Origin of the sequence: Tardiphaga sp., assembly GCF_044340795.1 — a bacterium.
In the GTDB taxonomy this organism is placed as follows: domain Bacteria; phylum Pseudomonadota; class Alphaproteobacteria; order Rhizobiales; family Xanthobacteraceae; genus Tardiphaga.
Genome location: NZ_JBIISY010000139.1, coordinates 1 through 16125 on the forward strand (window position 1 = coordinate 1; position 16125 = coordinate 16125).

The window sequence follows — 16125 nt, forward strand, 5'->3', positions numbered from 1 at the left end:
TTGGAGCTGAGCGCGGGCGTGCGACAGGCTGTCTGCAGGGCAAATGCGATGCGACCCTTTTCAGTGATCTTCCAGCGGTTGTAGCCGGGGTGCTCGATCAGCCCGAGCGACCGCAGGCAGTTAAGGCGGCCGGTGGCGACGCGCTCGCCAAGCTTTTTGAAGACAAAGGTCCACGAGATCTCTCCGCCGGGCTCAGAGATCATGGCGCTCAGGATGAACTGCTCGCTGGCGTCTAGCGCGGTCTTCACCTTGATCCGCGGTGGCTGGACCTTGGGCCATGTCAAATCGAGTTCGATCAGGACGTTCCTGGCGATCTGCCTTGCGTTTTCGGCAGCGAGCGGCCGACCATTGTCGGAACGGCCGCGGGCAATCTGACCGAGAGATTCGGCCATACGGATGAGGCTTTCCGCCTCACGGCCGCGGTCATTGGAAGCGACCGTCATGCCGCACCGCCAGTGCGCCGCTTGCCGCCTTGGACCGGAACGTCATTGGTTTGTGCTTCATGCCAGCGGGCGGCGCGGGTGTCGGCGTCGAGCTCGCGACGCTGTGTGGCGCGGCCGCGCTGTACCTCTGATGCCGCCCGCAGCTGATCACCGCGATTGTATCGCGACGTCATCCGCAAGTCGGAATGCGTGGCCGACTTCTGGATGCGCTCCGGCGTGACGCCGGCCTCGAATGCTTCGCTGATCCCGCCCGATCGCGAGTCCATGTTGAACACGTTGTCCGGCACGCCGGCATAGCGGGCGACGATGCGCCACTTCCGACGATACTCCGACGCGGTCCACGGCATGCCGGTCGCCTCGTTGATGATCACCGGCTCATCGCCGGATGGGATCTCATCGAGGAAAGCGAGCTCCTCCATCACCATCGGCGACAGACCGAGGTCGGCCTCGACCGGCTTTTGCCTCTTGCTGGTGACGTGGCGGAGGATGAGGTCGTCGCTGATCTCGGACCAACGGAGGCCGCGCAGCCACTTCTGGTCTCCCCAGACTTCCTCCGAATCGCCGGGCTCAGGGACCGGCACCCACTCGCCGATGACGTCCTTCTGCCGGAGGATGAGCTCGAACTGCAGCGCCTGGGCGAGGGCGATCGAATGCCAGCCGACGATGTGCGCCCATGTCCGGACGGCGTCGGCCTGGTCGGCGGTGATCCGCTCGGTGCGCGCGCCTGCCATCGGGAACTTGAGCCGGTGCAGGATCTGGCTGATTCGCTCGCATTGAGTGTCGGCGAGATGTGTGAACCCGAAGCTGAACACGGTCCGCAGCTGGCCAACCATAGAGTGGGCCATGGCCACCTTGTCGGCGCCCTTCCAGCCGGCGTGCCACTCGATCAGGGTCCGGCCGGTGATGGCAGCGATTGGCGTGGCGCCGTGCTGCTCGCGGATGCGGCGCAGCATGCCGGCGTGATTCTGCCGGACATGGAACCGCTGCTTGTGGAAGCTGGACAGCGGATCGACCTGATAGGCATCGATCACCTCCGCCAGGCGGGGGCCGGCACGCCCGGGGTGCCCGATCCGGACATCGACGATAGGGGTGTCGGGCGCGGTGAGGCCGGACCATATGACGACTTCGCGGGAGGCGCTCATCAGCGAGTCCTCCGGTAAGGGCGGCGCCGGCGATGCGGCGGCTCATATTTGCCGTTCCCCCGCTTGATCGCTTCGATCTCGCGCAGCGTCAGTTCCAGTCCGGCCATCAGGCGGGCCCGATGCCGCTCGCTGACTGGCGCCTGCAGGTGCTCCAGCTGGCTTGCCCCGGTGCTTGGCCGGTGGAAGAGGGCGGGATTGCGAGCGTTCTCGCTGCGGAAGTTTATGAGATCTCGACGTGCTTGATCGAAGCTCATGCGCGGCCCCCCCGATAGGAACGGGAGGGGAACGAGTCTGGGATTTTATCTGGGACTTTTGATCCGCTAACGCGATTTTCGGGACACCATGATCCCCTTGCGTTCACGCCGTAGCGGTGGTGCCGGGAAGGGTCTGAAGATCGAAAAGCGCCAATATTTTCAATAGATATAGGCGGTGCTGAAATGGTGCACTCGGAGCGATTCGAACGCCCGACCCTCGGAATCGAAATCCGATGCTCTATCCAGCTGAGCTACGAGTGCGTGGCGCGCACCATAGCCACGGCGTCGGTAAAAGCCAGCCCTTTTGTCCTACGCTGCGTCGGCCGGCGCACCTTCAGGACACCGGGGGATCGTTATAGTCTGACCGCATGAATCAGGGCCGACTCACTGCGCGACTACTCGACCTGCTGTTTGCGGGCTGGCTGCCGGCCGTGCTGCTGCTGCTCGTGACCATCGCGATCGGGCCGGTACTGGGCTCGCTGTCGCGGCCGCTCTTCGTGGTCGGCTGCGCCGCGGCCGGCTGGTATGCGTGGCGCCAGAGCGCCGGCGCGCATGTGCAGGGCGCCATCCTGCTGTTCGCCTTCGCGCCTTTCGTGCGGCGCTTCGTTGACGTCTCCGTGGGCTTCGACCAGCAGAGCATCATGCTGATCGGCCCGTTGCTGTACATCCTGATGCCGCTGCCGAGCATCTGGACCTGGCTGTCGCTCACCGAACGGCCGCGCAATCCCTGGATGATCGCGCCGATCGTCATCCTGTTCTGCATCACCTATGCCGCGGTGGCGTCGATGCTGCAGAATGACTGGTTCAATGCCGCCAATGGTGCGCTGAAATGGAGCGCGCCGGTGCTTTACGCCATCGCCCTGCAGCTGCGTGCCAAGGCCGATGGTGAACTCGTCAATGCGATGGCCGGTGCCTTCTTCGTGGTGCTGCCGATCACCGGGCTTTACGGCATCTGGCAATATGTCGATCCGCCGGCCTGGGACCGGTTCTGGATGAATTATGCCAGTATCACTTCGGCCGGTTATCCCTTGCCCTACATGGTGCGCGTCTTCAGCACGATGAACGGGCCGGCAACCTATGGCACGTTCACGGCGACCGGCCTGCTGCTGCTCGGCTTCACGCGTCCGGGCTGGCAGTCCCTGCTGGCCATGGGGCCGGCGGCGCTGGGCCTGTTGCTGTCGCTCTATCGCGCCGGCTGGCTTGGCCTGGCACTTGGCGTGATGTTCTGCATGGTGTTCGCCGCGACGCGGGTAAGGGCGGTGACGACGGGCATCGGCATCGCCATCTCGGCCACCTGTGCCGTGCTGTTCACGCCGTTCGGCGATGCCATCTTCACGCGCCTGCAATCGCTCGGCAGCGGTTCGGAGGACGGCAGCGGTGCCGAGCGTCTCGAGGAATTCGTGACCCTGTGGAATGCGCCCGACAGCTATCTGTGGGGCGTGGGCTTCACCTTCACCGATGTCGGGGTCGCAGGTTCGATGCCGATTGACGGCCAGATCATCGCCAGCTGGGTGACCTTCGGCATCCCGGTCGGGATGGTCTGCCTGGCTGCCTATCTCTGGGTGGCGCTGTGGAGCGTCTCGGCAGCGTGGCGGATGCCGACGCGGGAAGGCGTCGTGCTCGGCGCCATCGCGCTCGGTGGCGTGCTGATCCATATGCCGCTGACCGCTATCAGCTCCGGCGAAATCAGCGTGCTGTTCTGGATGGTCTTTGCCATGGCTTGTCCCTGGGATCAGGATGTACGGGCGGGCGAACCGGCACACGTGCTGCAGCAGGCGTGATAGCTATAGGTGTCTGTTCCTGAGCTATGGGGGAAGTAGTCGAGCTGATCCTTCATGTCGGAGGGAGCCATGGGGCCGACAATTCATGGCTCCGTCGCGGCGTCACCCGAGCTCGGGTTTAGCGATCGCAGCCGCTACTCAAAGAAATTGCCGCGCTAGCGCAGCCTTGTTTGGAAGGCCGTTGCTAACAAATATGCATATTTTCGAGATCGGGGCTTGTTCGGATAGCTCCGACTAGTCCACAAAGATGCCATGACCTTTACGTCCTGGCAATTCGGCGCTTTCACTGCAATTGTTCTGACTCTGTATTATTCGCCCGTTTTTGGGCGGCTCCAAGTCCCATTGCTCGTGGCATCCAGCATATTGTTTTATGCCTTTGATCAGCCGAGCTTACTCGTATTGCTTCTCGTCGCGGTTTTGGGCACCCATGCTTTCCTGATCCTGTCATATAGAAATCGGCAAGTTTGGTTGCCATTAGGCATCGCCTTCAATTTGCTGCTGTTGGCGTTCTTCAAGTATAAGTTTCTCTTCCTCAACCTGCCCATTCAAACCAATAGCGTTGTCGGCGACATTCTGTTGAACGCTCCTCTGCCGATTGGCATTTCGTTCTTTGTGTTTCACAATATCAGTTTGATGGTCGATCTCACAAAGGCCGACCGGAAGCAGCCATCCGTCGCTGAGACTTTTCTCTACATCATTTTCTTTCCACAGCTTGTCTCAGGGCCGATCACGCGGGCTGAAGTGTTCATGCCGCAGATCGTGCGCAAACGTTTCGCGGACATTGACGTTGTCGAAGCCGCCAAGTGGATAATCATTGGATATTTTTTCAAGCTGTTTGTTGCGAACAACTTGAACGAGATCACTGCCAATATGGACTATCCGGCCTTCGGACTGGTCCAGGCTGCGGATCGCTGGCTGCTTGTTTTCACTTATAGCGCGCAGATTTATGCTGACTTTTTCGGCTATTCTTCAATCGCCGTAGGTCTTGGCCTGCTGTTTGGCTATCGCCTGGCTGATAACTTCAACCTTCCATACAAATCCAAGTCGTTCTCCGAATTTTGGACGCGCTGGCATATCTCTCTGTCGACATGGCTCCGAAACTATCTCTACATACCTCTTGGCGGGAATCGGCACGGTACAGTCAGAACCTGTATCAATCTCATGATTGTTATGTCGCTTGGGGGGCTTTGGCACGGCGCCGGACTGAGCTATCTCGTCTGGGGCTTCCTCCATGGAGGATTGTTGGTTGTAGAGCGTCCTTTCCTTCCTCTGCTCAATAAAATATCTCATCCTGCGTTGGCGTTGGCCCGAGCGCTCGTGGTTTTTGTCTGCGTGTCGTTTCTCTGGATATTCTTCAAGCTTCCGTCTTTCGAGCATGCCGCATCGTACATTTATGGGATGCTATTTGGAGTGACCAACCTGGAAAATCCGGCTAAGGTTTATCGAACGCTGGCGATAGTCTATGCGCTCCCTGTCGTGATTCAGCACACAAGTGATCTCCGTGGCCTCTTGGCAACGAAGTGCCGACACGTCGAGCCGTTCGCGTACGGCGCACTTGTCGCGCTAATGTTCGTCGAAGCCGGTCCAGATAGCTCTTTCATTTACTTTCAATTCTGATGACAGCATGGCTACTTAAATGCGCCATATGTGCAGCGCTCCTCGTGGGCGTGCTTTGGGTCGCGCCCGCTTTTGTCGAAGGTGGAGGAGAGGGCGAAGCGATCTCGACGGACGCTTCTAATCTGCGAGTTGCCAATAGCTACTGGAGATCGCGCGACGCTCGTGTTGTCATTGTCGGAAGTTCTCTTGCTCACCGTCTTTCAGAGGAGTTTTTCGAGACGCCCGGCATTAAAAATTTGTCGTTCGAAGGTGGGTCGTCATTGACCGGTCTCGAGATCATTGCATCGATGCCGAAGCGGCCTCGGGTAGTTCTGGTAGAGGCCAATGTTCTCTCAAGGCCCGCGGACTTGGCATTAGTGCGAGATGTTGTAGAGCGGAGGCCCGCACCGCTCCGGATAGTTCGATGGATTCTAAGACCCGGCGACCAGAAAAAGAAGCTGAACGTGGAGCAAATTCTCGCTGCTGGGCCGAGCACTCGTCATGAGATCGCTCCGATTTATCTGAAGCCGGCTTCTTATACTGCCGAATCCGTGAAGCCCAATATAAACAACCTCAAAAGGTTGATCCTCGATCTCAGGCGATCGGGCTCGAAAGTGCTGTTGTTCGATTTGCCTTTTGCCCCTGAACTCCAACACAGCACCCACCGACTCTCCACGAACCTTGCGCATGCACAATTTACAGATCTGGCTGACTGGCTTCCTTTGGCGGAAGATCAATCTCAGCTGCGCTGGTCAGACGGAGTGCATCTGGACGCTAGGTCTTCGATAGTGATAGCGCGAGAAATGGACCGCGCGCTATCGAAGATGCCGTGACGACGTCCGTTTGACTGGCGGTCACCTTTTCCAGAATGTGAGGGTCTGGTACCGAAGGCCTCAGCGGAAGAAGTTTTAATCCCTCCCTCCGTTCGAGAATAGGAAGCCAAGGACGTTTTCCAGAGCCGCCACTCGACGCGTTGCTCGCCATATCCTACGGCCCGGTATCAATTCAGACGAGGATTCACGGTTTTGGATGACTTTCCTCGCAAGTCTCGGGGGGATGGTCGCTGCAGCAAGCCTGATCGCGCTAGCGCTGCGCCGCGGCCAGCGATGGCGCGGGCTGGACGCGGATGATCGGCGAGGGCGCGAGGCCCAGCGCCGTCAGCAGGCCGAGGCGTCGCAGTGTCACATGCGCCAGCATCGGCAGCAGCACGCCGGCGGCCGTGCCTGCGATCACATAGACCCACGGCCATGGCGGGACGTGCAGCTTCATCATCGCGATCCGCATGCCGGAGCCCGCGAGGATATGCAGGATGTAGATCGACATCGATGTGGTGCCAATCGCGGCGAGCCAGCGATACCAGCGCGGATCCAGCAGTTTCGACAGCAGGATCACCGCGGCGATGCCGAGCACCGATGCGGGCAGCGCGGTGATGCCATTCGGATGCAGCCCGAACCGGCTGCCATCGATGGCCGCGGCGATGGCGAAGGCGATGACCAGCCCGATCCATGTGAGCCAGCCTGCGAGCGGCCGGACCTGCGACCGGATCATGGCATCTGGCGCGTAGCGGCCGACCACATAGAAGGCGAAATGGTGCAGGGTGAGTGCGAGATCCGGCGGATCGTGCAACCATGAGAAAATGACGAAGCCGGAAATCGCAAGGCCGACCATCACGGCCTGCCGGGTGACGATGCAGGCCAAGACATGGCAGATCATCAACGCATAGAGAAACCAGAACTGCCCGATCGGGCGATACCAGATCCCGGCGAGGTCGCCTGCGGTCAGCGGGTTGTTGGCTTCGCGCGCCATCAGCATGATGACGCTGCCCTGGATCAGCGACCACAGCACATAGGGATAGGCGATGGTCGTGACCTTGCCGGCAAGGAATGACGACGCGCCTCGGCGAAGGCTGTGCCGCGCATTCAGTCCGGCGAGGAAGAAGAACATCGGCATGTGGAAGGTGTAGAGCGTGTAGATGATCCAGCGCAGCAGCGTCTCGTTGGGAAACAGGCCGGGCTTGTAGAGGCCGCCGAGCACATGGCCGAGCACGACCAGAATGATGCCGATGCCGCGTGCGTGATCGACCCAGACCTGACGCATCGGGTCTTGCAGGTTCTGTGTCGTCGTCCAGTCCGTCGCAGAGGGCATGCCGGCCGCCATTCTTGGCATCGTCTTTCGCGGCGAGCCTAGGCAGCAGGCCTCTACCTCACGGTTAACAAAGTGTTGTAAGTGTTTACCGATGGCCCGTCATAGGTGCCCATCTACAGAACGGGCTTGATTTTCCTCGCATTTCGGTGCCCATCTCGCCCCTCAATTGCGCCGCGCGGGTCGTGCGGCGCCATGTTCCAGGACTTCGCCGTGACCGACTACGTTCGCAAGATACTCGACAGCCGCGTCTATGACGTCGCGGTGCAGACGCCGCTGGACAAGATGGTGCGCCTCAGCGCCCGTATTGGCAGCCCGGTGCTGCTCAAGCGCGAGGATCTGCAGCCGGTGTTCTCGTTCAAGATCCGCGGCGCCTATAACCGCATCGCGCAGCTGACGCCCGAGCAGCGCGCCTGCGGCGTGATCTGCGCATCGGCCGGCAATCACGCGCAGGGCGTGGCGCTATCGGCGCAGAAGCTCGGCATCAAGGCGACCATCGTGATGCCGGTGACGACGCCGCCGATCAAGATCGATGCCGTCCGCTATTGGGGCGGCAACGCCGTGCTGTTCGGCGACACCTTCGATGAAGCTGCCGCTCATGCGCGCAAGCTCGAGGTCGAGCAGAAGCTGACCTTCGTGCATCCCTATGACGATCCCGATGTGATCGCCGGGCAGGGCACCATCGGCATGGAGATCCTGCAGCAGCATCCCGATCCGATCGAAGCGGTGTTCGTGCCGATCGGCGGCGGCGGGCTTGCCGCTGGCGTCGCGTCCTTCATCAAATTCCTGCGGCCCGAGACAAAGGTGATCGGCGTCGAGCCCGCGGATGCGGCGTCGATGAAGGCGGCGATCGAAGCGGGCGACCGTGTCGTGCTCGATCGCGTCGGCCTGTTCGCGGATGGCGTCGCCGTGCGTCAGGCCGGCGTCGAGACCTTCCGTCTGTGCCGCGAATTGCTGGACGACGTGATCACCGCCGACACCGACGAGATGTGCGCGGCGATCAAGGATGTGTTCGAGGATACGCGCGTGATCGCCGAACCCGCCGGCGCGCTAGCGCTTGCCGGGCTGAAGGCCTATGCCACTGCGAACCCCGCGCGATCAGGTGCGCTGATCGCCATCAGCAGCGGCGCCAACATGAACTTCGACCGCCTGCGCCATGTGGCCGAGCGCGCCGAGGTCGGCGAGGCTCGCGAGATCCTGCTTGGTGTCACCATCCCGGAAAAGCCCGGCAGCTATCGCCGCTTCATCCAGACCATCGGCAATCAGGTCATCACCGAATTCAACTATCGCTATGCCGAGGCAAAGGAAGCCAACGTCTTTGTGGGCATCAAGCTCTCCGATGCCCGGCAGGAAAAGGCAAAACTGATCGAGCAGCTGCGCGCGCTCGATTACAAGGTGCTCGACATAAGCGCCGACGAAACCGCCAAGCTGCATATCCGCTATATGGTTGGCGGGCGCGCGCCGCCGGAATTGAAGGGCGAGGTGATCCTCCGCTTCGAATTCCCGGAACGGCCAGGAGCCTTGCTGAAGTTCCTCGACCAGATGGAGCCGGACTGGAACATCACGCTGTTCCACTACCGCAACCACGGCGCCGATTACGGCCGCATCCTGGTCGGCCTGCAGGTGCCGGAAGCCGATCGCGGCCGGATGGGCGAGCGGCTGGATGCGCTGGGCTATCCCTATGAGGACGAGACGGACAATCCCGTCTATCGGATGTTCCTGAATGGCTGAATGTTGCCCGGATGGAGCGCAGCGCAATCCGGGAACCAGCGACATGCTGATACTCTGAAACCCGGATGACGCTTCGCTCTATCCGGGCTACGTCCTGGCGCGGCCGAGCCATGTTCCTGCCTTTTTTTCGTTCGAAGCCGATGCTTAACGAATTGCTAGCACTGTCCGGCCAGAATCGGACGGCTAGGCCAATGCCCCCACGGGGTGGCGGTCTTGGGGGATTTCTTCTTACCGGTTTCATGGCCCGATGCGCCTTTTGTTGCTGCCTCTGCTGACGTCGCTGGTGGTGCTCTTCGTCGCGCCCGCACATGCCGATCTGCGCATTACCCGCGATCACGGCGGCTATGTCGAGGAATACAAGGCGAAGTATGAGCGCATCCGCGCTCGTCGCGAGCGGGTGATCATCGATGGCATCTGCAATTCGGCCTGCACCCTCGTGCTCGGCATCGTGCCGCTCAACAAGGTCTGCGTCACGCCGCGTGCCAGCCTCGGCTTTCATCAGGCCTATTACGATAAGGCTTTCACTTTCGGCATGAAGGTCATCAGCCAGGAAGGGACGTCCGACCTGATGTCCTATTATCCGGCCACCGTGAAGAGCTGGCTCGCTCGCAATGGCGGCCTTACGCCGGAGATGAAGAAGGTCAAGAACGGCACCGAGTTGTGGAAGATCATCGATCCGTGTCCGGAAGAGTTTTGATCTCGACGATCTTTCCTGATCTGCCGCGGTCATGACACCGCCAATTTCCCATTCCCCCTCCGCACCAGCACGAGTGCCACCAGCACCGTCGGCACCAGTATCGCCAGCGCCAGCATCGCGATCTGCCACTGCGACAGCGGATTGATGCCGCCGCCGGGCGTCGCCAGCGTGATGCCGCCGAGGATCAGCAGCACGCGCAGCGGCCATTCCATCGCACCGGCCCGGCGGAGATCGCCGACATAGGCCTGGTAGCCCTGAATGCCGCCGCAGATGAACACGATGCCGACGCAGGCGAGGGCCGTGAGGCCAAGGGCTTCAGCATAGGGCATCTCGCCCTGCAGCAGCAGCGACGGATTCAGCACGAAGAAGAACGGGATGAAATAGATGATGCTGCCGACCCACATGCTCTGCCATCCCGTCTTCATGGCAGGGGCGCCGGCAATGCCGGCGGCGGCGAAGGAGGCGATGGCGACCGGCGGCGTGATCGATGACAGCATGCCCCAGTAGAAGATGAACATGTGCACGGCCATCTTGTTGAGGCCGAGCTTCTCCAGCGCCGGCGCCACCAGAATGGCGAGGAAGATGTAGCAGGAGGTGGTGGTCAGGCCGAGGCCGAGCACCAGGCTGGTGAAGGCGCACATCACCAGCAGCAGGAACACATTGCCGCCCGCGATGGCGAGCAGATCGTTGGCAAGGCTGGAGATCACGCCGGTGAGCGAGAAGGCACCGATCAGGAGGCCGCAGCCGGCCAGGATGGCGATCAGCTCGACAAAGGTTTTTCCGTTGAGTTCGAGGAAATGCAGCCAGCGCGCGCCGCCCCAGTTCTTGCCGGGGAAGAATTCATTGAGCGCCGCGAGAATGCACATGCCCCACAGGATCGAGTTCGGTGCATCCAGCCACAGCATGAGGCTGGTGAGGGCGACGGCCAGCAGCAGCACCAGCGTGTTGCCGGTCTTCCACGGGGCCGGGCCCGACCATTGATGCAGGATGACGAGGAGGGCTGTGGCATAGAACGGGGCGTGGCTCTCGCGTTTGAAATAGAGCAGCATCACCACCAGGATCGCGATGACGAACAGGTAATACCAGCCGTCCTTCAGCGCATCTCGGAGGCGCGGCAATTCCTCGCGCGGGATGCCTTCGAGTTTGTGGCGCGCGGCATAGCTGTCCACCTGCGCAAACAGGCCGAAATAATACAGGACCGACGGAATGGTGGCGGCGAGGGCGACATCCGCGTAGCTGACGTTCATGAACTGCGCCATCACGAAGGCCGTCGCGCCCAGCACCGGCGGCGCCAGCACGGCGCCAGTGGAGGCGCAGGCCTCGATGGCGCCGGCATAGGACGGCGTGAAGCCTGTCTTCTTCATGGCGGGGATCGTCATGGTGCCGGCAGTGAGCACGTTGGAGACGATGGAGCCGCCGACGGTGCCGAGCAGGCCCGACGCGAAGATGCACACTTTCGCCGCGCCGCCCCGGAAAGTGCCACACAGTGCGAAAGCAATATTGATGAAGAACTTTCCGGCGCCCGTCATCATCAGCGCGGTGCCGAAAACGAGGAAGCCGATCACCGTGTCGGCAAATGCCTGGATCGGAATGCCGAGCAGGCTCTCGCCCGATAGCACGTGATAGGCCGTGGTCTGCGCCAGCGTGGATTGCGTGCCGCGGAACGGGCCGAGCCAGCTGGAGTCGGCGACCATCGGATAGATGGTGAAAGGTGCGACGCTGAGCAGCAGGCTCCATCCGCCGGTGCGGCGGAGCGCTTCCATCAGCACGAACCACATCACGAGCCCGGCCGCGATCACCGGCGTCGGTGCGCCGTCGAATTCCCAGCCGAACTGCGCGGCCCTGCGGATGTTCAACATCAGATAGATCGCCGCAGCAAAAGTCGCGACGAACAGCATGAGATCGTACCACGGCACACGATCGAGATCGGCCTTCGGCGTTCCCGGAAACATCAGGAAGGTGAAGGGCAGCATCAGTGCGATGAGCAGATAGAAATATTCGGTATTGAGCTGCGTGTAGTCGATCAGGAAGCGCAGCGCGAATTGCTGGTTGATGCAGAGCAGGATGGTCGCCAGCGTCGCGGCCATCAAGGCCCAGCGCCAGATGCCGTGGAGCGCGCGTACGCGCGTGACTTCGGATTCCTGGAGGTCGGCGACCCCATGGGGGTCGTCGAGCTCCATTTTCGCTGGCACGTCGGAATTCAGCCGCGCGGAGTCAGGAGATGAAGTCATGGGAGCGGCTCCAGCGGCGGATGACGGGCAAAGCGAGGGCGCGTTTATTCCTCGAAGCCGTTCGGCATCTTGGCCTTGGCCAGCGCATCCGCGCGCGCCGTCATCCAGCCGCTCAGGAATTCGCTTTCGCTCTTCGATGCATTGGCCTTGGCGTAACCGTCCCACGCGGCCTTCAGGATACCTTGCCGTTTGATGAGACCGTCATTGTGTGTCTGGTCTTCGGCGGTCCAGTGGTTGGCTTCCTTCAAGGCGCGCACTGCGCCCGGATGAAACGGCACCACCCATTTCATCGACTGCGCCTTGACGGCAAGGCCGAGCGCGCCAGGCGCATTGTCCTTGTAGGCGTCGAAATTCACGATCATCGCCTTGGTGATCGCATAGATCTGATCCTCGCTCTGGCTGCCGTAAACCGTCGCAATAGGATAGGGGTAGGTGCTGAGCTTGATCGGCGTCTGCGGCGTGATTCCGGCGCCGCAGGTGGCGACATGCGGATTGAAGAACGGCGCGATGCGTTTCACGCGTTCCCACGCCGCCTTGTCCTCGGCCGGCATCGGTGGCCAGATCAGTCCGCGCGGCGATGTCTCCGCTTCCTTGGCTGGGCCCGTGATGGTCGTGCCAAAAGCGGCATCGACGTCGTTGTTCACCATGCCCTTCCACATCGCGCCGTAGCTCGCGAATTCGATCGGCTTCACATCGGCTTTCGTCAGGCCGCCATAGGCCATGATGGCCAGCGAGTTCTGGTTCAGCGCCGGCGAGCCGACCACGAAGCCGACGCGCTTGCCGCGCAGATCCTTGATCTCCTTGACGTTGATATCCTTGGCAACGCCGAGCGAGGCGCCGTTGCAGTCGATGGTGGAGAGCGTCACCTGCGCGGGCTGCGGGCCCCATTCCTTGGCGCCGAATTCGAACACGCCTTCCTGCGCGAAATAAACGCCGGAGCCCATCCACGACATCGCGGCGCGGCCGGCGCGTAGCGGGGCCATGCGGGCGACGTCGTTGCCGGCGGGCAGCACGCGCACATCGGTCCCGTATTTGTCCTTCATCATCTTGCCGACGGCGACAGCGATGTTGAAGCCGGCAGTGCCGGTGTCATAGGCGGTGACCGCCATGGATGATGGAAGCTTGATGTCGGATGATTTGGAATCTTGGGCATGAACGGCGCCAGCCGTGCAGAGCACAGCCATGGACGCCAGCCCGACGAGCTGGTGACGCATGTATCCCTCCCGAATGCATTCGCTTTGCGAATTGCTTTGTTATTTGAGGATCATGTCATCGCGTTTTGACGATGGCAACGTCGATGATGTCCGGCCCGCGCAGCGCACGATGTCGTCGTCGTGACTTGATTTTCATCATCACGCGCTGGCGCAACCATGGCGCCGCTGCTCGCTAAAGGTGTGTGGGTGCTGCGACGATACGCGCCCAAAGCATGAGGGGTTGCGCGCATCATGGTGTTGTCGTCTGAAATTCCGTGAGGTAGCGTAGCCGGCAAGCGGAATTTAATTCCGCGTAACGAAACGGGATGGCGGCGCGGACTGGAGGTCAATGAGGACCGGACCCAGCACAACATGCGCCGCCCGAGAGGAAGCGCATTATGGGACGACGGTCGGAACGGCTCACCAAGCAGGGCATGCTCGCCAGCGATCAGGCCGGTGAGGGCGATGTGATCCAGGTGGTCTCGCGCGCATTCGATATCCTGCGCTGCTTTGAGGGCCACGACGCTCGGCTCGGCAATCTCGAAATCTCCAAGCGCTGCGGCCTGCCGCGGTCCACGGTGTCGCGCCTGACGCATACGCTGACCCGCATGGGGCAGCTCGCTTATCTCCCCGGCGACCAGAAATACCGCATTGGCTCCAGCGCGGTGGCCATGAGCACGTCGATGACGCGCGGTCTGCAGGTCCGCAATCTCATCCGCATGCGGCTGCAGGAAGTAGCGGAGCAGATTCCGGGCACCATCGGCTTCACGATTCCCGACCGTCACCACATGGTCTATCTCGAATATGCCCGCGCCGATCACGCGCTCGGCCTGCATTCGACCACCGGCAGCCGCATCGCCATGGGCCGCACGGCGGCTGGTCACGCCTATCTGGCTGCGCTCGACGAGGATGTCGGCAATGCACTGATCAAGGAGATGGCGCGCGATATGCCGGAAGAGGCGAATATCCTGCGCACCAGGATCGACGCCAATCGCCAGTCGTTGCGTGAACATGGCTATGTGATCGCCAGCGGCATGTTCAGCCCGCATATCACGGGCATCGCGGTGCCAATCTGGTCGCCGCATTACCAGACCTATGTCGTGGTGGTCATCGGCGTGCTGTCGGCCATGTATGACGACGAGCGGATGGCGAGCGAAGTCGGTCCGATCATCCGCCAGCTCAGCGATACTGTCAGCGTGATGATCCAGAATGCCGATAGCGGCCTCACGACGGCTGCCGTCTCGAACGCGCCTTCGGCCTCAACAATGCATAAGAAACTGCTCCCGGAGGGAATGAATGAACTGGAAGCCGGAACTCGACGACCTGGCCCGGCGCGAAGCCTTCGCGCGGGAGATGGGCGGCGCTGACAAGGTCAAGCGCCAGCATGACCAGGGCCGGCTCACGGTTCGTGAGCGTATCGATCGACTGACCGATGCCAACACCTTTCATGAAGTCGGTGCCGTGGCCGGCATCGGCGAATATGACGAGAAGGGCGAGCTGACGAAGCTGACCCCGGCGAACTGCGTGTTCGGCCGGGCGCGGATCGACGGCCGCACTGTTGTCGTGGTGGGTGACGACTTCACCGTGCGTGGCGGATCGGCGGATGCGTCGATCTCCGCCAAGCCCCTGATGGCCGAGGAGATGGCGCATGAGCTGCGCCTGCCGATCATTCGCGTCATCGAAGGCTCGGGCGGCGGTGGTTCGGTCAAGACCATCGAGACCAAGGGCGCGGCCAATCTGCCGGGCGGCGTCGGTGGGACACGCTGGTACTGGTACACGACGGCGAACCTGTCGCAGGTGCCGGTGGTCGGTCTCGGACTTGGCTCCGTCGCCGGGCTCGGCGCCGCGCGTCTGGCTGCCTGCCATTACTCTGTCATGACCAAGGCGTCCGCGATGTTCGTCGCGGGGCCGCCGGTGGTCGCGCGTCTCGGCGCAGCGCTCGACAAGAAGGAACTCGGCGGCGCGGATATCCAGACGCGTGCTGGCGGTGTCGATCATGCGGTCAATACGGAGGAGGAGGCCTTTGCCTGCGCGCGGCGTTTCCTCTCCTATCTGCCGTCATCGGTCTATGAACTGCCGCCGACGCTTCCCTGCAATGACGACCCCGAGCGCGCCGAGCCGATGCTGCTCAACGCCGTGCCGCGGGGCCGCAAGGAAGTCTACAAGATGCGGCCGATCATCGACGCTGTCGTCGATCGCGGCTCGTTCTTCGAGATGTCGGCAAATTTCGGCCGCCCGGTCATCACCGGCTTCGCGCGCCTCGAAGGCCGTGCGGTGCTCGTGCTGGCAAGCGATCCGTTTCACTATGGCGGCTCGTGGACCGCGGATGCCTGCCAGAAGGTGATCCGCTTTGTCGATCTCGCAGAAACCTTCCATCTGCCGGTGGTCTATCTGATGGATTGCCCCGGCTTCATGGTCGGCCTCGAGGCCGAGAAGCAGGCCACCATCCGTTACGGTGTGCGCGCGATGGCCGCGGTGAATCAGAGCACCGTGCCATGGTGCACGATCATCATCCGCAATGCCTTCGGCGTCGCCGGCGTGGTGCATCAGCCGGCCAACCGCTATTCGATGCGCTACGCGTGGCCCTCGGCCTATTGGGGCTCGCTGCCGCTCGAAGGCGGCATCGAGGCCGCCTATCGTGCGGAGATCGATGCGGCCGATGATCCGAAGGAAAAACTGGCGGAGATCGAGGACCGGCTCAACAAGCTGCGTTCGCCGTTCCGCTCGGCCGAGAAGTTCTGGGTGGAGGAAGTGATCAATCCGCTCAAGACGCGCTCGCTGCTGTGCGAGTTCGCGCGCCTGGCGGAGCCGTTGCGTACGCCGGGACCGGCGCGGTTGCAGATGCGGCCGTAACTCGGGCTGTAGGGTGGGCAAAGCGCAGCGTGCCCACCATCAAGTGCACGGACGGGAAGGTG

The 16125-nt window shown here is 61.9% G+C and carries 13 protein-coding genes and 1 tRNA gene; 7 read left to right on the forward strand and 7 right to left on the reverse strand.

All coding sequences use genetic code 11. The features are described 5' to 3' along the window. The 4 genes from ACIQ17_RS20690 to ACIQ17_RS20705 all read right to left on the reverse strand — a co-directional run. Nucleotides 1-443, reverse strand: a 443-nt coding sequence (locus ACIQ17_RS20690) for a hypothetical protein (protein ID WP_398470950.1), incomplete at its 3' end; no start/stop codon positions are given. Continuing rightward, on the reverse strand, nt 440-1585 hold the full coding sequence (locus ACIQ17_RS20695) for a hypothetical protein (RefSeq protein WP_398470951.1): 1146 nt from the start codon (nt 1583-1585) through the stop codon (nt 440-442). The genes ACIQ17_RS20695 and ACIQ17_RS20690, both read right to left, overlap by 4 nt. Continuing rightward, nucleotides 1585-1839: a hypothetical protein gene (locus tag ACIQ17_RS20700; protein WP_398470952.1), complete on the reverse strand. Its 255-nt coding sequence runs from the start codon at nt 1837-1839 to the stop codon at nt 1585-1587. The genes ACIQ17_RS20695 and ACIQ17_RS20700 overlap by 1 nt, the downstream gene beginning before the upstream one ends. A 184-nt stretch (nt 1840-2023) precedes the next feature. Then, a tRNA-Arg gene (locus ACIQ17_RS20705) sits at nt 2024-2100 on the reverse strand. A gap of 107 nt (nt 2101-2207) precedes the next feature. Between ACIQ17_RS20705 and ACIQ17_RS20710 the strand changes: the two genes are divergently transcribed. The 3 genes from ACIQ17_RS20710 (at nt 2208) to ACIQ17_RS20720 (ending at nt 6049) form a co-directional block, all read left to right on the forward strand. Next, nucleotides 2208-3620 (forward strand): O-antigen ligase domain-containing protein, encoded by a 1413-nt coding sequence (locus ACIQ17_RS20710; protein WP_398470953.1) that lies wholly within the window; start codon nt 2208-2210, stop codon nt 3618-3620. Between the two features lie 252 nt (nt 3621-3872). Continuing rightward, nucleotides 3873-5237 carry an MBOAT family O-acyltransferase gene (locus ACIQ17_RS20715; protein ID WP_398470955.1) on the forward strand — a complete coding sequence of 455 codons (1365 nt, stop codon included), beginning with the start codon at nt 3873-3875 and terminating at the stop codon, nt 5235-5237. A 44-nt stretch (nt 5238-5281) separates the two neighbouring features. Next, complete coding sequence (locus tag ACIQ17_RS20720) at nt 5282-6049, forward strand: hypothetical protein (protein WP_398470956.1); 768 nt, start codon at nt 5282-5284, stop codon at nt 6047-6049. Nucleotides 6050-6299: 250 nt separating this feature from the next. Here ACIQ17_RS20720 and ACIQ17_RS20725 read toward each other — a convergent pair whose 3' ends face one another. Next, nucleotides 6300-7361: an acyltransferase family protein gene (locus tag ACIQ17_RS20725; RefSeq protein ID WP_398470957.1), complete on the reverse strand. Its 1062-nt coding sequence runs from the start codon at nt 7359-7361 to the stop codon at nt 6300-6302. Between the two features lie 210 nt (nt 7362-7571). Between ACIQ17_RS20725 and ilvA the strand changes: the two genes are divergently transcribed. Both ilvA and ACIQ17_RS20735 read left to right on the forward strand, forming a co-directional pair. After that, nucleotides 7572-9089, forward strand: coding sequence for a threonine ammonia-lyase, biosynthetic (ilvA, locus tag ACIQ17_RS20730; protein ID WP_398470959.1), 1518 nt, complete (start codon nt 7572-7574; stop codon nt 9087-9089). A gap of 247 nt (nt 9090-9336) precedes the next feature. Beyond that, complete coding sequence (locus ACIQ17_RS20735) at nt 9337-9786, forward strand: hypothetical protein (RefSeq protein WP_398470960.1); 450 nt, start codon at nt 9337-9339, stop codon at nt 9784-9786. Between the two features lie 29 nt (nt 9787-9815). On the opposite strand, the gene ACIQ17_RS20740 is transcribed toward ACIQ17_RS20735, so the two are convergent. Further along, nucleotides 9816-12017 carry a TRAP transporter permease gene (locus ACIQ17_RS20740; protein WP_398470962.1) on the reverse strand — a complete coding sequence of 734 codons (2202 nt, stop codon included), beginning with the start codon at nt 12015-12017 and terminating at the stop codon, nt 9816-9818. Nucleotides 12018-12061: 44 nt separating this feature from the next. Further along, a complete protein-coding gene (locus ACIQ17_RS20745) occupies nt 12062-13231 on the reverse strand; it encodes a TAXI family TRAP transporter solute-binding subunit (RefSeq protein WP_398470963.1) in 1170 nt (389 codons plus the stop codon). Nucleotides 13232-13608: 377 nt separating this feature from the next. Between ACIQ17_RS20745 and ACIQ17_RS20750 the strand changes: the two genes are divergently transcribed. Both ACIQ17_RS20750 and ACIQ17_RS20755 read left to right on the forward strand, forming a co-directional pair. Beyond that, nucleotides 13609-14577: an IclR family transcriptional regulator gene (locus tag ACIQ17_RS20750; protein ID WP_398470964.1), complete on the forward strand. Its 969-nt coding sequence runs from the start codon at nt 13609-13611 to the stop codon at nt 14575-14577. Beyond that, nucleotides 14507-16063: an acyl-CoA carboxylase subunit beta gene (locus ACIQ17_RS20755; protein ID WP_398470966.1), complete on the forward strand. Its 1557-nt coding sequence runs from the start codon at nt 14507-14509 to the stop codon at nt 16061-16063. Before ACIQ17_RS20750 ends, ACIQ17_RS20755 begins: the two co-directional genes overlap by 71 nt. Nucleotides 16064-16125: the final 62 nt, after the last annotated feature.